The sequence below is a fragment of the Flavobacterium sp. IC2-16 genome, from assembly GCF_055521455.1.
In genome coordinates this window covers 122,018-140,664 of the sequence record NZ_CM145480.1, presented here as the reverse complement: position 1 = coordinate 140,664, position 18,647 = coordinate 122,018, and the positions used below count along the sequence as shown (strand labels likewise).

Below are 18,647 nucleotides of genomic sequence, written 5' to 3'. Positions count from 1 at the left end.
AAAGTTACAAAATTTCCGAAACGTGTTTTTTGATGTTTTCGGCTATTTTTTTGGTTGGTAAATCGTTGTCATCATTTCCGAAAGGATCTTCAATTTCTTCGGCAATCAATTCTAAACTTGCGAGTACATAAAAAATAAAAACAACTACTGGTACTACATAATACCCTAAAGTGAATGCATATCCAAAAGGCAATGTCATGACATAGAAAAAGATAAATTTTTTCAAGAAAGCACTGTATGAATAGGGGATTGGCGTGTTTTTAATTCGTTCGCAAGCACCACAAATATCAGTAAATGATTGTACTTCGGCATTTAGAATAATCAGCTGGTCACCGGTTATTTTTCCAGAAACGTACAAATCATTCACTTTTTGAAACATTATTTTGGCAATTTGATTTGGACGATGTTTGTGATGATCAATTTCCAAATCTAATCCCTCGAAAAGCATAAGGCCTGTTTCTTCGTTTTTTAAATGTTTACTCAGCAATGAAGCATAACTAGGAATAACTCTTTTGAAAAAAAAGCGGTCTTGTTCTTCTTTTAAAATAGCAGCAAGTTTTAGAGCTAGATTTCTGCTGTTATTTACAAGTGCTCCCCACATTTTTCTTCCTTCCCACCAACGATCGTAAGCAGTATTAGTTCGGAAAACCAAAAGCAAAGAAATTACAAATCCAAGCATGCCGTGCATAGTGCCAAGATTTCGGATATAACTTTTCTCTGGAAGGTTTAAATACTCAACTTCTAAATATCCAACAACGCCAGAATATAATCCTATGAAAAACATGATAGGGATTAATTTTCGAAACGTATCGGCTTTGTGAAATCTAAATATAAAGGTTAACCAGTCTTTTGGGTTGTATTGTACCATATTTGAATTATAAATTATAAGTTATAAGTGAAAAGTCTAAAAAAACTCAACACCCTTTTTTAAAGAATTAACTAATGTAATTCCAAATATTTTTCTTTTTACTGAGTTCTATAAATACGTTGCGTAAAATTTGATGTTCAGGTTTTTCCATTGGCGCGTCATCTTTCAAGAGTTTAATAGCGTGATGTCTGGCTAATTGCAAAATGTCACGGTCTTTTACCAAATCGGCAATTTGTAAGTTTAGCACACCGCTTTGCTGAGTACCCATAATATCGCCAGGGCCACGTAATTTTAAATCCACTTCAGAAATTTCAAAACCATCATTAGTAGCACACATGGTTTCAATGCGAGTTTTAGTGTCATTGCTAAGTTTATGTCCTGTCATTAAAATGCAATAACTTTGATCGGCTCCACGGCCAACACGTCCGCGTAATTGATGCAATTGCGATAAACCAAAACGTTCGGCACTTTCGATAATCATTACACTGGCATTGGGTACATTAACACCAACCTCAATAACGGTGGTTGCTACCATGATGTTAGTTTTTCCTTCGGCGAAACGTTGCATTTCTGCATCTTTTTCTGCTGGTTTCATTTGTCCGTGTACGATGGAGACAGCATATTGAGGCAGCGGAAAATCTCTTGAAATGCCTTCATAACCATCCATCAAATCTTTGTAATCCATTTTTTCAGATTCCTGTATCAACGGATATACAATGTAAATTTGTCTTCCTTTAGCAATTTCATCCCGAATGAATTTCCAAACTTTTAATCGATTGTTGTCATAACGATGTACGGTTTGAATAGGTTTTCTACCCGGTGGTAATTCGTCGATTACAGAAATATCTAAATCACCATAAAGACTCATGGCTAACGTACGCGGAATAGGGGTAGCCGTCATCACTAAAACATGGGGAGGAATTGTATTTTTTTTCCAAAGTTTACTTCGTTGTTCTACACCAAACCTGTGTTGTTCATCTATTATAGCTAAACCTAAATTTTTAAATTGCACTTTGTCTTCCAATAAAGCATGTGTGCCAATTAGAATATGTAATGATCCATTTTCTAAATCTTCATGGATGATTTTTCTATCTGCAGTTTTAGTTGAACCGGTTAGTAGTTTTATGTTGAGATCTAATCCTTTAGCTAATTCTGAAATCCCATTATAATGTTGCGTTGCTAAAATTTCGGTAGGCGCCATTAAACAGGATTGAAAACCATTGTCTAGCGCTAGTAACATACTCATTAAAGCAACTATGGTTTTTCCTGAACCTACATCACCTTGTAATAAGCGGTTCATTTGCGCGCTACTTCCCAAATCATTACGAATTTCCTTTAATACTTTTTTTTGAGCATTAGTTAATTCGAAGGGTAAGTGGTTGTTGTAAAACGAGGTGAAATAATCTCCAACTTTATCAAACGGATGTCCTTTTATCTTATGCTTTCGAATAAGATTTTTAGTAATCAACTGCAATTGAATAAAGAACAATTCTTCAAATTTCAATCGGAATTGGGCTTTTGCCAATAGCTCTTGATTTTTAGGAAAATGAATATTGAGTAAAGCTTCTTTTTTAGAAATTAGGTTTAATTCGTTGGTTAAATATCCAGGCAAAGTTTCCGTAAAAAGCGCATGGGTTTCAATAAACAATTGTTGCATCATTTTATTGATGACTTTATTGGAAATCCCTTTGTTTGCTAGTTTTTCTGTGCTTGGGTAAACAGGTTGCATGGCACTTCGTATACTGGCTTTGTGTTCTTCCAGTAGTTCCATTTCTGGATGTGCCATATTGAAAACTCCGTTAAATGAAGTTGTCTTACCAAAAATAACATACTGAACATTAATCTTTAAGCTTTCGCGAATCCATTTGATGCCTTGAAACCAAACGAGCTCCATTTGTCCTGTATCATCAATAAATGTAGCAACAAGCCTTTTTCCTCGTTTTTGTTCTACAGTTTTTATGTTGATGATTTTACCAACAATCTGTACTTCAGAATTGCTGTTTTGCAGTTCGTTGATTTTATAATATCGAGTTCGGTCGATGTATCGATTGGGATACAAGTTGATTAAGTCGCCATAACGATGAATGTCGAGTTCCTTGCGCAACAATTCCCCACGTTGAGGTCCAACGCCTTTTAAGTATTCGATAGGAGTTTCAAGCAAGTTATTCATTGTGGCTTATATGTTAAGCGAATATATAACTTAATTTCAAAATAGTAAAACCGCTTATTTCGGAATCAAATCACAATACCAAAATCCGTAATCAAAAGCATCAGAATCATTCGTGTCGCAAGCTATGTTGGAAGAATTAGTTTTGGGTTTTTCATATTTGCGATATACAATTTCGCCAATTTCAAAATCAATAGGTTTGGTAAAAATTGGGCCATCGAAAGTAAACGTATGAAATTCGCCATTTTCACCACAAACATCTACATTGTCCGGTAAGTCGTTTATGAATTTTTCGTCTATAATTCGACCCACAAAACTTTTATCGAGATTGCGTTCGTTTACGGAAGTAACAATCGTTTTAAAACCCAAGTCCAAAAACTCTTTAATAAGTTCTTTAGTATCGATTTTCCATAGTGGAAAAATACCTTTCAATTGCATTTCTGCTAATTTATCTTCGCGGTACTTTCGTAAATCTTCAAGAAAAATATCACCAAAAATTGAATGGGTCACTCCGTTAGCAGTAAACTGTTTTAAGGTTTCTTGCATTACATTTTCATATACTTCCATGGATGGCATTTCCGGTATTTCCATAATATGAAGGGGTAAGCCTATACTTTCAGCTTGTTGTTTTAAAAGTGCTGTTCGAACACCATGCATGGAAATACGATCGTATTGCTTATTTACACTCGTTAATAACGAAACAATTTCAATTTCACGGTTTTGCAATGTTTTATATAAAGCCAGCGCCGAATCTTTACCGCTGCTCCAGTTGAAAAGTGCTTTCTTTTTCACGGAAGTTAATTTGACGGTAAACTTACTAAAAAGTCCGAAATTCCTTTGTATTTTTGAATTTCTTATAAATTAAAAATGAAATATTTAGTACTTCTTATATCTTCCATTGTTTTTGCTCAACAAACTAAAAAAGTCGATTTTATTTCGGTAAATGCTTATTTATCACCTAATGCCGTAGAGAAATCCATTAGCGGTAAAGTGGTATATAATTTTATTGTAAAATCTAAAATTGATACCATAAAAATTGATGCCATAAAAATGGAATTTTCTGAAGTAAAAATGAATGGAAAAAAAGTACCGTTTGTGAATACTGGTAAAACCCTTAATCTGTTTAAAAAAATTAAAAAGGGAAAAAATACTTTAGAGTTTGAATATGTTGCAAAGCCAAAGCAAACTCTTTATTTTGTTGGAGACCCTTCTAATGGTTCAAATCAGATTTGGACACAAGGACAGGGCAAAAACACTTCGCATTGGTTGCCAAGTTTTGATGACGTAAACGAGAAGCTAATATTCAAAATTGCTTTAAGTTCTAAATTTGGTTATTATGCAGTTTCTAACGGAAAACTAGTAAACATAGCTGATAAAAATCCGGATTCGATTTGGTGGTATTATGAAATGAACAAACCAATGAGTTCGTACTTGGCTATGATTGCAATTGGAAAATTTAAAAGTCATATTGATAGTTCTACCACCGGAACCGATTTAGAAATGTATGCAAAGAAAGATGATCAAGATAAGTTTGCTTACACTTATAAATATTCCAAAGAAATATTCGATTTCTTAGAAAAAGAGATAGGAGTGAAGTACCCTTGGGAAGTGTATCGCCAAGTACCGGTCATGGATTTTTTATATGCCGGAATGGAAAACACATCAGCAACTATTTTTGCTCAGGACTTTGTAGTGGATGAAACAGGTTATAACGATAGGACCTATATAAACGTTAATGCACACGAATTAGCGCATCAATGGTTTGGTGATATGATAACGGCTCAATCTGGAAAACATCATTGGTTACAGGAAGGTTTTGCAACCTATTATGCTTTACTTGCGGAAAAAGAGTTATTTGGCGACGATCATTTTAATTATGAGCTGTATCAAACAGCCGAAATGTTACAACGTGCTTCAAAAAATGATACTATTCCGTTACTAAATGAAAAAGCGAGTTCGCTAACATTTTATCAGAAAGGCGCTTGGGCATTACATTATCTAAGAGAAAATATTGGGGCAGAGAACTTTCAAAAGGCTGTTAAAAGTTATTTGAACAAGTATGCCTTTCAAAATGTTATTACCGATAACTTTTTGGATGAGGTTAAAAAGGTTACAAATTTCGATGTAGATACCTTTAAAAAAATATGGCTGGAAAAATCAGGTTTCGAAGTTCAGGACGCATTATCAATTCTGAGTAAAAATAAATTTATTTCGGATTATCTTGCTTTAACAGACCGTTATGATAAACCGTTTGCAGATAAAAAAAATGAATTTGAGGCTATTTTAAAATCAGATGCGTTTTACCCATTAAAAGAAGAAGTGATTTATCAGCTACAAGAAGTACCTTTTGAGGAAAAAAACAGTTTGCTTCTACTGGCTATGCATTCAAACGATTTAAAAGTTAGGCAAGCCATCGCTTCCACAATGAAGGAAATTCCATTGTCTTTTAAAAACGAATATGAAACGCTGTTAAATGATTCATCTTATATAACACGTGAAATAGCTTTAAAAGGACTATGGTCTAAGTTTCCAATGGAGCGTGCTGCATTTCTAAATAAAAGTAAGAATTGGATTGGATTTAATGATAGAAATTTAAGAATTACGTGGCTATCGTTAGCATTAGCTACCAAAGATTATGACAATGATGAAAAAGTAAAATACTACGACGAATTATTAGACTACTCTTCACCAAGATTTGAAGCCAATACAAGGCAGTATGCTATTGTGAATTTATTGTATTTAAATAAAATGGACCAAAATGTTTTGCCAAACCTTGTGAATGCTTTGGTGCACCATAAGTGGCAGTTTACCAAATTTGCCCGTGAAAAAATACGAGAATTGGTGAAACAAGAGGTATTTAAAAAGTATTTTCAAGAATTACTACCAAAATTACCCGAAAACGAAAAATCACAATTAGAGCGATTGTTGTAAGATTTTTTACTTTTCTACGCAACTAATTTCTTTTTTGGCCATCTTTGAAAATAGAAAGCTTAAATTATGAAAAAGAATCTTAGTCGAATTATTTTGTGTTTGTTTACAATTTTAGTTTTTAGTTGTGAACGAAGTGACGATGGCTCATCTGGAAATTCTTCCTCAAATTTTTCTCAAAACTTTGGTAATCAGGTTTCACGAGATTTTATTGGTCAGGTAGTAGATGAAAACGACTTACCACTTCAAGGTGTTGCGGTTAAAATAGGAACTACAACTGTTCAAACAGATATTAATGGAGTTTTCATAATTAACCATGCAAATGTTCATGAGAAGTTTGCTTACATCACAACAAAAAAATCCGGTTATATTGATGGTTCACGCGCTATGGTGCCCACAAACGGAAAGAATAATGTGAAAATCATGATGATTTCGAACGCACCTATTCAAACCATTCAGTCGGGTGTAGCAAGCGAAGTAACTTTACCAAATGGAACTAAAGTAAATTTCGATGGCGCTTTTCAGGATGAAAATGGTGTTGCTTATTCTGGTTCGGTTCAGGTTTTCATGTATCACTTAGAAACGTCAAATGAAAATTTAAGCAGCTTAATGCCTGGAATGCTTTTTGCGGAAGATGCTAATGGACAAGAAAAAGTATTGGAAACCTATGGTATGATTAACGTGGAGCTGAAAGGAACAAGCGGTCAGAAACTACAAATTGCCAACGGTCACACGGCAGAAATCACTATGGCTATAGACAATGCACAACTGGCTTCGGCACCTGCTTCTATACCGTTATGGCATTTTGATGAGGTAAACGGATACTGGAAAGAAGAAGGAAGTGCGCAGAAAGTAGGGAATAACTATGTGGGCAATGTTTCGCATTTTTCATGGTGGAATTGTGATGCACCTTTTCCTACAGTAATATTAACTGTTAATGTGGTTGATGTTAACGGTAATCCTGTTTCAAATAGTCGTGTAGGTATTAATGTTTTCGGATATACTTCATACAATTTTACAAACGACTTAGGGATTGCATCCGGAATGGTACCGGCAAATCAGAATATGCAATTACTTTATGGTAATTCAGGATGTAGTTCAAGTTTTCAAACTGAAGCAATCGGGCCTTTTTCTTCTAATTCAACCATTACTGTTGTGGTGAGTAATCCTGATTCTATAACTATTAAGGGGAAACTTTTAAAATGTAATAATGAAAATGTAACTAAAGGATATGTTAAATTGTATTATAATGGTACAGTTCATTATTTTTCGGTTGTAAATGGTGTTTTTAGTTTTAACGTTCTTCATTGCGGTTCATCTTTCGATTTATTAGGATATGATTTAGATGAAGGTATGCATACTCAAGCTATAAGTTATACTATAACACCTCCAATAACTAATATAGCTGATATACTAACCTGTCAAACAAATGATAACCTTTCAGTTGATCTTGGGGGTGAATATACTCTTGTAGTTACACGATTGGACACTGGTCAAATTTTTACTTTTCCAAATGAAATTATATATAATGTTGGACTTAATCAATATAAAACTTCAACAACAGGGTCTTATACCGCTGCTAATATTGATCCGAGTGGAGATCCAGGTTTTAATTTTAGCCTATTAGACGGTAAAATTTTGGTTCCGACTCAAATGTTAGGTGGGGTTTATACAAATCTCGTTGCCGGGTTTTTAGAAACCAATGGATTTAATGGTGAGATAACTGGAGCAAACAGTTTTAGAATACATTATACTATTGGTTTTACAAGTAACACAGTCTTAAGAGAATATGAAGCTGTTTATACTAGAAATTAACAAAAAAGCCCTGAACTTCAGGGCTTTTTATTTATCCAATTATTTCGATAATTTCATTTTTAATAAACGATAATGCTAAAACAGTTGGTGAACCTTTTTCGACAGTTTCGTTTAAAATTAGTTCGCGCAGCTTGTCTGCGTTTTCTGCTGTTAAAGCGTTTTTTCGTATGGTTTGAATGATAGTGTTTTTAGCCGTTAAAATAACACCCCAGCACTCATCCGAAATATAAACTTGCTGGGTAAGGTTGTGCTCAAATTCTTGTTCTATATGACGAATCAACAAAGCTTCATAATCGTTTTTGTCGGAAGAAATAGGAGCAATGCGCACCAATAATTTACCGGGGTTGATACGCTCCAAAAACAACGCCATGCGTTCATACGCTTGCAAACGAAGTGGTAAGGCTGTTTTTTGAGAATCTTTGTGTAAAAGAAAACGTCGTCTGCCTTGTTCGTTTTTTAAAAAGGAATCAAAAATAAAATAGGCTACACCACCCGTTATTAGGGAAGGCAATGTGTAAGCGGCAATATCAATTAGTTTAGAATAATCCATAGTGTAAATTCATATATTTTCACAAAAATAGAATAATATTGGTCCAAAAAGCAACTATTTGTAGTCTTTTTAGTTATATTTGTTAAGTAAGACAAACAACTTATGAATAAATTTTTATTTATTATATTGTTTTTACTGCCCCTTAATATTTTTTCTCAAAATATTGAAGTTGTAGTATTTCTTAAAGATTACGAAACTGGTCAGCCTGTAGAAGGTGCTTCAATTACCGTTTTAAGAACCAATCAGCGGTTGGTGAGTAACGAAGACGGGGTTTTTAAAGTACTCTTATATAAGCCTTCAAAAATTGAAATTACACACACATCGTATAAACCTATAACGGTTAATTCTACTTCCTTAAAGCTTAAAGAAAATATCATCTTTTTAGAAAGTGTAAGCAAAACTCTGGAGGAAATCATTATTACCAAAAATCACCCTCAGGAAATCCTTAAAAAATTAGTTCAAAATTCCAGAGATAAATTATCGGTTCCTATAAATTTAAAAATTTACGTTCGAGAATTTTTTAAAAATAACGAGAAGTACACATCATTTAATGACGGCTTACTTAATTTTTATGTACAAGGAACACCTAAAAATATTAAAACCGATATTCTTGTGGAGCAAAACCGATTTTATGGTTTAACCGAAGATGTTGTTTATGAGAATATTTTAGGATATAATCTTAATGATTTGATTAATAATTATTACGAATTCAAATATTTAGAGAAAGTTGTTGAGGCCTATTCTAAAAAAAAATATGAATATGAAATAAAAAGCTTTCCGGCTAACGAAGATTGTTATGTAATGAATATAAGACCGGTTCCAGGCATAGAAGAATACCTTCCGGACTATTATGTAGTTTACAATTACAAAAAAAACATCATCATGGAAATCAATTCATCTGTTCTAACAGAGCGCTACGATTTTAAGGGAGTGACTGATTTCTTAGTCATTAAAGGGAAAGTATTTACTTCTGTTTTTAATGCGACTTATAAAACAGATGGTAAAAATTATTACCTAGCAAGTTCTAAAGAAGAAATAGGTTTCATAGCTACCAGTAAAAAGAAAAAAGACGAACGCATTGAAGTTAAAAATGCTTTGGTGACGACAAATTTTAGTAATAAGCCTGTTCCTTATGATAAAGAAGATGTGTATAAGGATAAATCACTCTTTAATAAGCGCAATACTATTATAACGAATTATTGGGAGTTTGATTCCGGACTAACGCCAACCGACGAAGAAAAACAAATAATTGAAAGTTTAGCAACTAAATTCTAAACATAAAGACATTCGAAACCTGAATGTCTTTTTTTATATTTATTTTTGTGAATTAAAATAATAAACTCGACAGTTTAAGTACTTACTTGTCGAGTCATCATAAGTATATGCAGCAGATTATCAATCAACTTAACGAAGCACAACGCGCACCTGTTTTACAAAAAGACGGTCCGATGATAGTAATCGCCGGAGCCGGTTCGGGGAAAACACGTGTGTTAACCGTTCGTATTGCCAATTTAATACATCTTGGAGTAGATGCTTTCAATATTCTAGCATTAACGTTTACCAATAAAGCGGCTCGCGAAATGAAGAAGCGTATTACGGATATTGTAGGTGGAGAAGCTAAAAACCTTTGGATGGGAACCTTTCACTCGGTTTTTGCTAAGATATTACGTATTGAAGCTGATAAATTAGGTTATCCGAGTAATTTCACTATTTACGATTCTCAGGATTCCGTACGTTTAATTGGTCAGATTATTAAGGAAATGCAGTTGGATAAAGATATCTACAAACCAAAACAGGTTTTTGGACGCATTTCTTCCTATAAAAATAGTTTGATTACGGTAAAAGCCTATTTAAATAATCCCGAATTACAAGAAGCCGATGCAATGAGCAAAAAACCACGTATGGGGGAAATCTACCAGAATTATGTGGAACGTTGTTTCAAATCGGGAGCAATGGATTTCGATGACTTGTTATTAAAAACGAATGAATTGTTAAATCGTTTTCCAGATGTATTGGCTAAATACCAAGATCGTTTTCGTTATATTTTGGTGGATGAGTATCAGGATACGAACCATTCGCAATACTTAATTGTTCGTGCGTTATCCGATCGTTTTCAAAACATTTGTGTGGTTGGAGATGATGCGCAGAGTATTTATGCGTTCCGAGGCGCAAACATCAATAATATTCTAAATTTCCAGAAAGATTACGATAATGTTCAAACCTATCGTTTGGAGCAGAATTATCGTTCTACTAAAAATATTGTAGAAGCTGCAAATACTATTATCGATAAAAATAAAGTCAAACTGGATAAAGTAGTTTGGACAGCAAATGACTTCGGACCTAAAATTAAAATTCACCGTAGTTTAACCGATGGAGAAGAAGGTCGTTTTGTAGCTTCAACTATTTTTGAGGAGAAGATGCAACACCAAATGCACAATGGTCAGTTTGCGATTTTATACCGTACCAATGCGCAATCCCGAGCAATGGAAGATGCGTTACGCAAACGCGATATCCCGTATCGAATTTATGGTGGCTTATCGTTCTATCAGCGCAAAGAAATTAAAGACGTTTTATGTTACTTACGATTAGTAGTTAATCCCAAAGACGAAGAAGCTTTGGTTCGCGTAATCAATTATCCGGCTAGAGGAATTGGCGATACCACAGTAGAAAAGCTTACGGTAGCAGCCAATCATTACAAGCGTTCCATTTTTGAAGTGATGGAACATATTGATAAAATCGATTTAAAGCTGAATTCTGGTACCAAGAACAAATTGCAGGATTTCGTAACCATGATTAAGAGTTTTCAGATTATCAATGAAAATCAGGATGCTTTTTATCTCACCGATCATGTGACCAAGAAAACCGGTTTGATTCAGGAACTTAAAAAAGACGGAACACCAGAAGGAATTGCACGTCTTGAAAATATAGAAGAGCTACTAAACGGTATTAAAGATTTCACCGAAGGACAAAAAGAAGTAGATGGTGCACGAGGTTCTTTGGCTGAATTTTTAGAAGATGTTGCTTTGGCTACCGATTTAGACAACGATACTGGTGATGATGATAGAGTAGCGCTAATGACCATTCACTTAGCAAAAGGATTGGAATTCCCAACCGTGTTTATTGTGGGTATGGAAGAAGATTTATTTCCGAGTGCTATGAGTATGAATACCCGAAGTGAACTGGAAGAAGAGCGTCGCTTGTTTTATGTGGCTTTAACCCGTGCGGAACATCAGGCATATTTAACGTATGCACAATCACGTTACCGTTGGGGGAAATTGGTAGACAGTGAACCTTCGCGTTTCATTGAGGAAATTGACGATCAATACTTGGAATATTTAACTCCGGTTGAAACCAATTATCGTTACAAACCGATGATTAATACCGATATTTTCGGAGATATCGATAAGTCGAAATTGCGATTGGCAAAACCCGTTGCTGGAACACCACCTAAATACATTACAGATAACGAACCAAAACCTAATTTAAGCATACGAAAGTTAAAACCTGTTTCAGGTTCTGCTCCAAATGCCAAAACAAATCTGTTTGATTCTAATTTAGCCGTTGGAAATATTGTGATGCACGAACGTTTTGGAAAAGGTCAGATTCTAAACCTAGAAGGTGCTGGAGCCGATAAAAAAGCCGAAATTAAGTTTGATGTAGGCGGTATTAAGAAGTTGCTGTTACGCTTTGCAAAATTAGATGTAATTGGATAATCATGGCATACAATGAAAATTTAGCATTAAGGATAAACGCAATTCTTTTAAGTAAGAATGTTGAAGCTGTCGAAAAGAAAATGTTCGGCGGACTTGCTTTTATGATTAATGATAAAATGTGTGTAGGGATTACTAGAGAGAATATTATGCTTCGTGTCATGGATGAATTCTATGAGGAGCTATTAGAAGAAAATCATGTACTTCCAATGAATTTTACGGGAAAAACCATGAAAGGGATGTTGTTTATTGAGCCGGAAGGATTTATAAACGATGTGCAACTCACAAAATGGATTGACTACGGAATTGATTTCGGAAATCGCGGTGTTTTAAAAAGCAAGAAAAAGAAGTAACTTTACTAAAAATACTTTGAGAATGTTTCTTAAAGTATAAAATAAGACAAATGGCACAATTCATTAAAATATATCCGGATAATCCCAACGAGAAAGAAATCGCAAAAGTGATTAAAGTATTACGTGATGGTGGATTAATTATTTACCCAACGGATACGGTTTATGGTTTAGGTTGCGATATTACCAATACCAAAGCTTTGGAACGTATTGCTAAAATAAAGGGAGTGAAGTTGGAAAAAGCCAATTTATCTTTCGTTTGTCACGATTTAAGCAATCTTTCCGATTATGTCAAGCAAATAGACACCTCTACGTTTAAAATCCTTAAAAGAGCATTGCCTGGCCCTTATACGTTCATTCTTCCGGGAAACAACAATCTTCCTAAGGAATTTAAAAAGAAAACTACCGTAGGTATTCGTGTGCCTGATAATAATATTGCTTTGGAAATTGTTCGTCAATTAGGTAATCCGATTGTTTCCACGTCTATTCACGATGAAGATGAGGTAATTGAATACACTACCGATCCGGAATTAATCTTCGAAAAATGGCAAAATCTTGTCGATTTGGTTATTGATGGCGGTTATGGTGATAATTTTGCTTCAACGGTAATCGATTTGTCTGAAGGAGAACCAATAGTTGTTAGGGAAGGAAAAGGAAGTTTGGATATTTTATAGTTTTCAATACTCAATATTCTGTAATTAGAAATTAATAAAAAAGCGCCTTGATAATTCAAGGCGCTTTCTAATATCTAAGAAATCTAAAAGTCTAAAAAGTCTGAATTACTTACTCAAACTTTTCATTTCCTTCTCGATCATATCATAGAATTGATCAATTTTAGGCATAATGATAATACGTGTTCTTCTGTTTTTAGCACGGTTAGCTGGAGTATCGTTATCCACTAACGGAATATAAGAACTTCTACCAGCCGGAATTAATTGTTTTGGATTAACACCTAAGTCTTTATATAGAACACGAACAATTGAAGTTGCTCTTTTTACGGATAAATCCCAATTGTCTAATAAAACAGCATTTTTAATTGGCACATTATCTGTATGGCCTTCTACCATACACTCAAAATCAGGCTTGCTGTTAATTACTTTAGCTACTTTAGATAAAACTCCTTTGGCTTTGTCGCTCACATCGTAGCTTCCCGATTTAAATAAAAGGTTATCTGCAATAGAAATCATTACAACACCTTTTTCAACATTAATATTGATATCCGGATCATCAATACCAACTTCACGTTTTAAACTGGTAACTAATGCAAGCGTAACACTGTCTTTTTTAGTTAAAGCATCTTGTAAACGTGAAATTTTCATATCTTTTTCACGTAAGCTTTCTAACGATTTTTCAAGATTTTCAGCACCTTTAGTCGTTAACACAGTCATCTCTTTCGAACTGTTAATCAAATCGGTGTTGTTCTTTTTAAGATACTCATTTTGGCTGTTTAAAGCGTCTTTTTCAGTTAAACAAGTATTTAGTTTAACGGTACAGGTGTTTAATAAATCCTGAATTTCTTTGTTTTTAGCTTCTAATTCGGCAATTTTCTTTTTACTTCCGCATGAAGTTAATGTTATTGCCACTGCAGTAAGTACAAATAATAATCTTCTCATGATTAATGATTTTAATAATGCTACAAAGTTAGTAAGTTCACTAAGGGAAGGAAAGTTTAAAACGATAAACTAATGTTAAAAATTAACATCAAAAATCTTACTGTTTTTTACAAAATAACGATATAAAATAGATTTTAGTATGTAGTAGTTTTTATTCTGATTAACATCTCGCTTCTTTAAAAACTTGAAAATGAAGTAGTAAAAAGCAAAATGTGATTTCAAAACAGCCCATAAATGTTTTGGTTTTCCTTGAATAAGAAAGTGAATTCCAGCAATTCCATCAAAAACCAATCGAATAAATAATGTTGGGAATAATTCGTTTGCAGGAAGATTTTTAAGCATCATCCAAAGTGAATTTCTAAAATTCAAATATGTTTTCCTCGGATTCCCAACAGCCAATGTAGCACCTCCAACATGATATACCGTTGAGGTTCCACAATATTTAACCGTGTAATTTTTGTTGAAAGCACGCCAACACAAATCAATTTCTTCCTGATGGGCAAAAAAATCAGAATCAAAACCGTTTAATGTTCTGTAAACTTCTTTCCGTATAAAGAAACAAGCTCCGGAAGCCCAAAATATAGTTTTAATATCGTTGTATTGTCCGTTGTCTTTTTCAAGAGTATCGAAAATCCGCCCGCGACAGAATGGGAATGCATATTTATCTATAAAACCGCCACCAGCACCTGCGTATTCAAAATACTCTTTGTTTTTATAATCAAGAATTTTAGGTTGAATAATGGCAGTGTTGGGTTCTTTGGCAAATAAATCAAGTATTGGATTTAGCCAATTTTCAGTCACTTCAATATCCGAATTGACTAAAGCAAAATAGTCTTCTTCAACAAACTGAAGCGCTTCATTGTACCCTTCGGCATAGCCATAGTTACCTTGATTTTGAATAATTTTTACAATAGGGAAGTGTTCTTTTATATAGGCAACCGATTCATCTGTAGAAGCATTATCGGCCACATAAATTTCAGCTTCACGTGAATGTTGAATTACCGATGGTAAAAACTGTTCCAACAATTTTACGCCGTTCCAATTTAATATGACTACTGCTATTTTCTTCAATTGACTATTCTTATTCGGTTGCGAAATTAGGAAGTTCACGTAGAAACGAATACTGTTCATTTACGAAATCCATCATGCAAAAATAATGATTTAGTCCGTTGGTTACCATTAAATATTTGGCTTCCAAAATCATGTTATATCGTGCTATCTGATCAAAAGTGTTTTGTGAAATTGCAACTTCAGGAGCTTTGCATTCAACTAAAAGAAATATATTTCCATTAGGTTGAAAAACAACTATATCGTAGCGTTTAGTTAAACCATTTATTTTAATAGATTTTTCAACGTTTATATACGATTTTGGATACTTTTTCGCTATAAGAAGAAACTGAATGACATGTTGGCGTACCCATTCTTCGGGTGTAAGCACCACAAATTTTTTCCGGATTTCATCAAAAATAAAGACTTTATTTTCGCTATTTTTGAACCGAAAGGAATACGAAGGGAAATTCAGCTTTTGCATACGGCAAAACTATTATCAAATAAGCAAATAACCAAATTAACTCATTTTGGACGAAGTTTTAAAAATCATAAAAGATATACAAGCCGGAAATATTAAACCAATATATTTTTTAATGGGCGAAGAGCCGTATTACATTGATAAATTGGCGGAATATATCGAAGACAATATTTTGCAAGAGCATGAACGTGATTTTAATCAGACAGTTCTTTATGGACGTGATGTTTCTATTGAAGACGTAATTGGTAATGCAAAACGTTTCCCAATGATGGCCGATCGTCAGGTGGTTTTGGTTAAAGAAGCGCAGGAGTTATCCCGAACTATTGATAAGCTGGAATCGTATGCTGAAAACCCACAGCCAACAACAGTTTTGGTTTTTTGTTATAAATACAAAACATTAGACAAACGTAAAAAAGTTACCAAAGTATTAGAGAAAAACGGCTTGGTTTTCGAAAGTAAAAAGATGTATGAAAATCAAGTAGGGACATGGCTTACAAGAGTTTTACAAGGTAAAAAGCTGAATATTGAGCCTAAAGCTACTGCTATGTTTGTCGATTTTTTAGGAAACGATTTAAGTCGGATAGCTAATGAAATTGACAAATTAGCTATCATTTTAAAGCCAGGAGATACTATAACGCCTGCTGTTATTGAAGAAAATATTGGCTTCAGTAAAGATTTTAATCCGTTCGAGTTTCGTAAAGCAATTGGCGAGAAAAACCAGTTGAAAGCCTATCAAATAGCTGATTATTTTGCAAAAAACCCTAAAGACAATCCAATTGTATTGACTATTGGTCAGGTTTTTAGTTTCTTTTCACTTTTGTTACAATATCATGGATTGAAAGATAAATCGAAAGCCAATGTGGCTAAAGTATTGCGAGTGAATCCGTATTTCGTATCAGAATATGAAATTGCGGCTCGTAATTATCCCATGCGAAAAGTTAGTGCCATAGTTGGAACAATTCGTGATGTTGATACAAAAAGCAAAGGAGTAGGGGCAAACAACCTTCCAATGGAGGATTTGTTGAAAGAATTATTGGTTAAAATTTTCAACTAGTTTCGAAAAAAAAGTTCGCTTTTCATGTTGTTAAATTAAAATTCCGACATTTGCAGCCTCAAATCAAAAAATAAAATCAAATGATGAACAAAAATACAGTATTGGGTTGGGCAACATTAATTATGATATTAATGGGGATATTAATCATTGGTTTAGCGGTTTATAAATATGATGATGTTGCTGGTTGGGGATTTGGTGCAGTAGGAATTGGTTTTTTTGCTATTGCCTGGGTTTTTAACGCTTTAAAAGGAAGAGTTTAACAATGTGATAAACATTATTTATGTGTAAAATCCGATTCTTAGAATTGGATTTTTCTTTTTTACAACAGTATTAAATTTTCTTTAACAGTATTTAACATTAACATGTTGTCGGAATAAGCAACTTTGTTTAGCTTTGCACGGAAATGAAGAAGGTATTATCTAGATTTTTTCTAATTGTATTTGTAGTTCTGTTAAACGGAAGCAATTATTTATTTGCAGATGTTCAACAGGATGTTGTAGCACATACTTCATTCTTTACAAATCAAAAATCAGATTCTTCAAGAGTACATGTTTTACAATTAAAACACAATTCCAATCCTTCCTTTACCGCTTCAACAGACGATGATGAAGAAAGTAAAATTCGAACTACTGATAATGAAGGGGAAGAAGAAGAACTTAATTCTTTTCGAAAATATTTTGATGCCGGCAATTATTTCACTTCTGTTTTCTGTTCCGAAACATCAGAATATTTCTATTCTAACGTAAAAAACAACTTGCTTTCGTGTAAGCAGTTCCACAATCTTTTACCCTCAAAAAGATACATCGTATTCAGCGTATTTAGAATATGATTTTTAAAGGTTAGTGAAATTTTTCATTAACACTGCTCCATTTTGAATCTACTATGCTTAATTTTATATAGAGATTCATACTGTGTATTGTTTTAATACACATCCTAAAAAAGAATATCAAAATTTTTATCGTTAAAAACATTTTTTATGAAAAGAATTCTCATGCTAATGGGCTTATTTGGATTATTGTTCAATGTAAGCTGTAAAACAGAAACAGAAGAAAAGAAAGAGGAAACTAAATTTTCAGTTACTAATCCATTAAAGAAAGACACGCTAATCACTAAGGATTACGTATCACAAATTCAATCCATTCGTCATATCGAATTACGCGCTCAAGAAAGAGGTTATCTTGAAAAAATATATGTAGACGAAGGGCAATTCGTTAAAAAAGGACAATTGCTTTTCCAAATTATGCCTAAGCTTTATGAAGCAGAAATGCAACGTGCCAAAGCTGAAGCTAATTTTGCTCAAATTGAATATCAAAATACTAAACGTTTGGCAGATGGTAATGTTGTTGCGCCAAACGAATTAGCAATGGCTAAAGCTAAATTAGATAAAGCTAATGCCGAATTGATGTTAGCAAACACACACTTACAATTAACTCAAATTAGAGCACCATTTGATGGAATCATCGACCGTTTTCATGTGCGTTTAGGAAGTTTGGTTGAAGAAGGTGATTTACTTACAAATCTTGCAGATAACACAAAAATGTGGGTGTATTATAATGTGCCTGAAGCTGAATATTTAGATTTTAAAGCTAAATTAAAAGCTAACGAAAAAGAAAAAGTTAGACTTGTTATGGCTAACAGTAAATACTTTGAATTTCCGGGAGTGGTTGAAACAGTTGAGGCTGATTTTAACAACGAAACGGGTAACATTCCATTTAGAGCTACTTTCCCTAATCCTAAAGGATTATTACGACATGGTGAAACAGGAAATATTCAGATTACAATTCCTTTAAAAAATGCGCTTTTAATTCCTCAGAAAGCTACTTTCGAAGTATTGGACAAAAAATATGTTTATGTTATTGACAAAGAAAGTAAAGTTAGAACTAGAGAAATTACTCTTGCTGCCGAATTACCAAATATTTACGCAGTAAAATCAGGTTTGGCTGAAGGTGACAAAATACTTCTTGAAGGATTACGTCAGGTAAAAGAAAATGAAAAAATTAATTTTCAATTGCTAGATCCTAAAAATGTAATCTCTCACTTGCAGCTTTATGCTGAATAATTGGA

Annotated in this window: 17 protein-coding genes; 10 read left to right on the top strand and 7 right to left on the bottom strand. The window is 33.6% G+C overall.

Translation table 11 applies throughout. The annotated features are described in order from the left end of the window. Positions 1-4: 4 nt before the first annotated feature. The 3 genes from ACZ1JT_RS00620 to ACZ1JT_RS00610 all read right to left on the bottom strand — a co-directional run bounded on the left by ACZ1JT_RS00620 (position 5) and on the right by ACZ1JT_RS00610 (position 3,827). Positions 5-868 carry a bestrophin family protein gene (locus ACZ1JT_RS00620; protein WP_465094241.1) on the bottom strand — a complete coding sequence of 288 codons (864 nt, stop codon included), beginning with the start codon at positions 866-868 and terminating at the stop codon, positions 5-7. 67 nt (positions 869-935) lie between these two features. Continuing rightward, positions 936-3,038: an ATP-dependent DNA helicase RecG gene (gene recG / locus ACZ1JT_RS00615; protein WP_465094240.1), complete on the bottom strand. Its 2,103-nt coding sequence runs from the start codon at positions 3,036-3,038 to the stop codon at positions 936-938. 54 nt (positions 3,039-3,092) lie between these two features. After that, positions 3,093-3,827, bottom strand: a complete 735-nt coding sequence (locus tag ACZ1JT_RS00610; RefSeq protein WP_465094239.1) for a Dph6-related ATP pyrophosphatase — start codon at positions 3,825-3,827, stop codon at positions 3,093-3,095. 75 nt (positions 3,828-3,902) lie between these two features. Here ACZ1JT_RS00610 and ACZ1JT_RS00605 point away from each other — a divergent pair, with 75 nt between their 5' ends. Beyond that, positions 3,903-5,966, top strand: a complete 2,064-nt coding sequence (locus ACZ1JT_RS00605) for a M1 family metallopeptidase (RefSeq protein WP_465094238.1) — start codon at positions 3,903-3,905, stop codon at positions 5,964-5,966. A gap of 66 nt (positions 5,967-6,032) precedes the next feature. After that, positions 6,033-7,778: a hypothetical protein gene (locus ACZ1JT_RS00600; protein WP_465094237.1), complete on the top strand. Its 1,746-nt coding sequence runs from the start codon at positions 6,033-6,035 to the stop codon at positions 7,776-7,778. A gap of 31 nt (positions 7,779-7,809) precedes the next feature. Here ACZ1JT_RS00600 and ACZ1JT_RS00595 read toward each other — a convergent pair whose 3' ends face one another. Continuing rightward, on the bottom strand, positions 7,810-8,328 hold the full coding sequence (locus ACZ1JT_RS00595; RefSeq protein ID WP_465094236.1) for a DUF7935 family protein: 519 nt from the start codon (positions 8,326-8,328) through the stop codon (positions 7,810-7,812). A 102-nt stretch (positions 8,329-8,430) separates the two neighbouring features. On the opposite strand from ACZ1JT_RS00595, the gene ACZ1JT_RS00590 reads away from it, so the two are divergent. From ACZ1JT_RS00590 to ACZ1JT_RS00575, 4 genes are all read left to right on the top strand, one after another. Next, complete coding sequence (locus ACZ1JT_RS00590) at positions 8,431-9,603, top strand: peptidase associated/transthyretin-like domain-containing protein (protein WP_465094235.1); 1,173 nt, start codon at positions 8,431-8,433, stop codon at positions 9,601-9,603. Positions 9,604-9,710: 107 nt separating this feature from the next. After that, positions 9,711-12,041: an ATP-dependent helicase gene (locus ACZ1JT_RS00585; RefSeq protein WP_465094234.1), complete on the top strand. Its 2,331-nt coding sequence runs from the start codon at positions 9,711-9,713 to the stop codon at positions 12,039-12,041. Between the two features lie 2 nt (positions 12,042-12,043). Further along, positions 12,044-12,391: a TfoX/Sxy family protein gene (locus tag ACZ1JT_RS00580; protein ID WP_465094233.1), complete on the top strand. Its 348-nt coding sequence runs from the start codon at positions 12,044-12,046 to the stop codon at positions 12,389-12,391. Between the two features lie 50 nt (positions 12,392-12,441). Next, a complete protein-coding gene (locus ACZ1JT_RS00575; RefSeq protein WP_465094232.1) occupies positions 12,442-13,062 on the top strand; it encodes an L-threonylcarbamoyladenylate synthase in 621 nt (206 codons plus the stop codon). A 105-nt stretch (positions 13,063-13,167) separates the two neighbouring features. Here the strand turns inward: ACZ1JT_RS00575 and ACZ1JT_RS00570 are convergent, their stop codons facing one another. The 3 genes from ACZ1JT_RS00570 to ACZ1JT_RS00560 form a co-directional block, all read right to left on the bottom strand. Beyond that, positions 13,168-14,001, bottom strand: coding sequence for an OmpA/MotB family protein (locus tag ACZ1JT_RS00570; protein ID WP_465094231.1), 834 nt, complete (start codon positions 13,999-14,001; stop codon positions 13,168-13,170). Between the two features lie 75 nt (positions 14,002-14,076). After that, complete coding sequence (locus ACZ1JT_RS00565) at positions 14,077-15,072, bottom strand: glycosyltransferase family 2 protein (protein WP_465094230.1); 996 nt, start codon at positions 15,070-15,072, stop codon at positions 14,077-14,079. Positions 15,073-15,082: 10 nt separating this feature from the next. Continuing rightward, positions 15,083-15,532, bottom strand: coding sequence for a type I restriction enzyme HsdR N-terminal domain-containing protein (locus tag ACZ1JT_RS00560; protein ID WP_465094229.1), 450 nt, complete (start codon positions 15,530-15,532; stop codon positions 15,083-15,085). A gap of 46 nt (positions 15,533-15,578) precedes the next feature. Between ACZ1JT_RS00560 and holA the strand changes: the two genes are divergently transcribed. From holA to ACZ1JT_RS00540, 4 genes are all read left to right on the top strand, one after another. After that, positions 15,579-16,583, top strand: a complete 1,005-nt coding sequence (gene holA / locus ACZ1JT_RS00555; protein WP_465094228.1) for a DNA polymerase III subunit delta — start codon at positions 15,579-15,581, stop codon at positions 16,581-16,583. Between the two features lie 83 nt (positions 16,584-16,666). Then, positions 16,667-16,843 carry a CAL67264 family membrane protein gene (locus ACZ1JT_RS00550; RefSeq protein WP_465095297.1) on the top strand — a complete coding sequence of 59 codons (177 nt, stop codon included), beginning with the start codon at positions 16,667-16,669 and terminating at the stop codon, positions 16,841-16,843. A gap of 143 nt (positions 16,844-16,986) precedes the next feature. After that, entirely contained in the window at positions 16,987-17,412 is a 426-nt protein-coding gene (locus ACZ1JT_RS00545) for a hypothetical protein (RefSeq protein WP_465094227.1), read from the top strand. 147 nt (positions 17,413-17,559) lie between these two features. Beyond that, complete coding sequence (locus ACZ1JT_RS00540; protein ID WP_465094226.1) at positions 17,560-18,642, top strand: efflux RND transporter periplasmic adaptor subunit; 1,083 nt, start codon at positions 17,560-17,562, stop codon at positions 18,640-18,642. Positions 18,643-18,647 lie beyond the last annotated feature (5 nt).

What these genes read in the sequence shown, in the direction of transcription:
- ACZ1JT_RS00620 (WP_465094241.1), bottom strand. Translation starts at nt 868, where the DNA reads ATGGTACAATACAACCCAAAAGACTGGTTAACCTTTATATTTAGATTT.
- recG (WP_465094240.1), bottom strand. Translation starts at nt 3,038, where the DNA reads ATGAATAACTTGCTTGAAACTCCTATCGAATACTTAAAAGGCGTTGGA.
- ACZ1JT_RS00605 (WP_465094238.1), top strand. Translation starts at nt 3,903, where the DNA reads ATGAAATATTTAGTACTTCTTATATCTTCCATTGTTTTTGCTCAACAA.
- ACZ1JT_RS00600 (WP_465094237.1), top strand. Translation starts at nt 6,033, where the DNA reads ATGAAAAAGAATCTTAGTCGAATTATTTTGTGTTTGTTTACAATTTTA.
- ACZ1JT_RS00595 (WP_465094236.1), bottom strand. Translation starts at nt 8,328, where the DNA reads ATGGATTATTCTAAACTAATTGATATTGCCGCTTACACATTGCCTTCC.
- ACZ1JT_RS00590 (WP_465094235.1), top strand. Translation starts at nt 8,431, where the DNA reads ATGAATAAATTTTTATTTATTATATTGTTTTTACTGCCCCTTAATATT.
- ACZ1JT_RS00585 (WP_465094234.1), top strand. Translation starts at nt 9,711, where the DNA reads ATGCAGCAGATTATCAATCAACTTAACGAAGCACAACGCGCACCTGTT.
- ACZ1JT_RS00580 (WP_465094233.1), top strand. Translation starts at nt 12,044, where the DNA reads ATGGCATACAATGAAAATTTAGCATTAAGGATAAACGCAATTCTTTTA.
- ACZ1JT_RS00575 (WP_465094232.1), top strand. Translation starts at nt 12,442, where the DNA reads ATGGCACAATTCATTAAAATATATCCGGATAATCCCAACGAGAAAGAA.
- ACZ1JT_RS00570 (WP_465094231.1), bottom strand. Translation starts at nt 14,001, where the DNA reads ATGAGAAGATTATTATTTGTACTTACTGCAGTGGCAATAACATTAACT.
- ACZ1JT_RS00560 (WP_465094229.1), bottom strand. Translation starts at nt 15,532, where the DNA reads ATGCAAAAGCTGAATTTCCCTTCGTATTCCTTTCGGTTCAAAAATAGC.
- ACZ1JT_RS00550 (WP_465095297.1), top strand. Translation starts at nt 16,667, where the DNA reads ATGAACAAAAATACAGTATTGGGTTGGGCAACATTAATTATGATATTA.
- ACZ1JT_RS00545 (WP_465094227.1), top strand. Translation starts at nt 16,987, where the DNA reads ATGAAGAAGGTATTATCTAGATTTTTTCTAATTGTATTTGTAGTTCTG.
- ACZ1JT_RS00540 (WP_465094226.1), top strand. Translation starts at nt 17,560, where the DNA reads ATGAAAAGAATTCTCATGCTAATGGGCTTATTTGGATTATTGTTCAAT.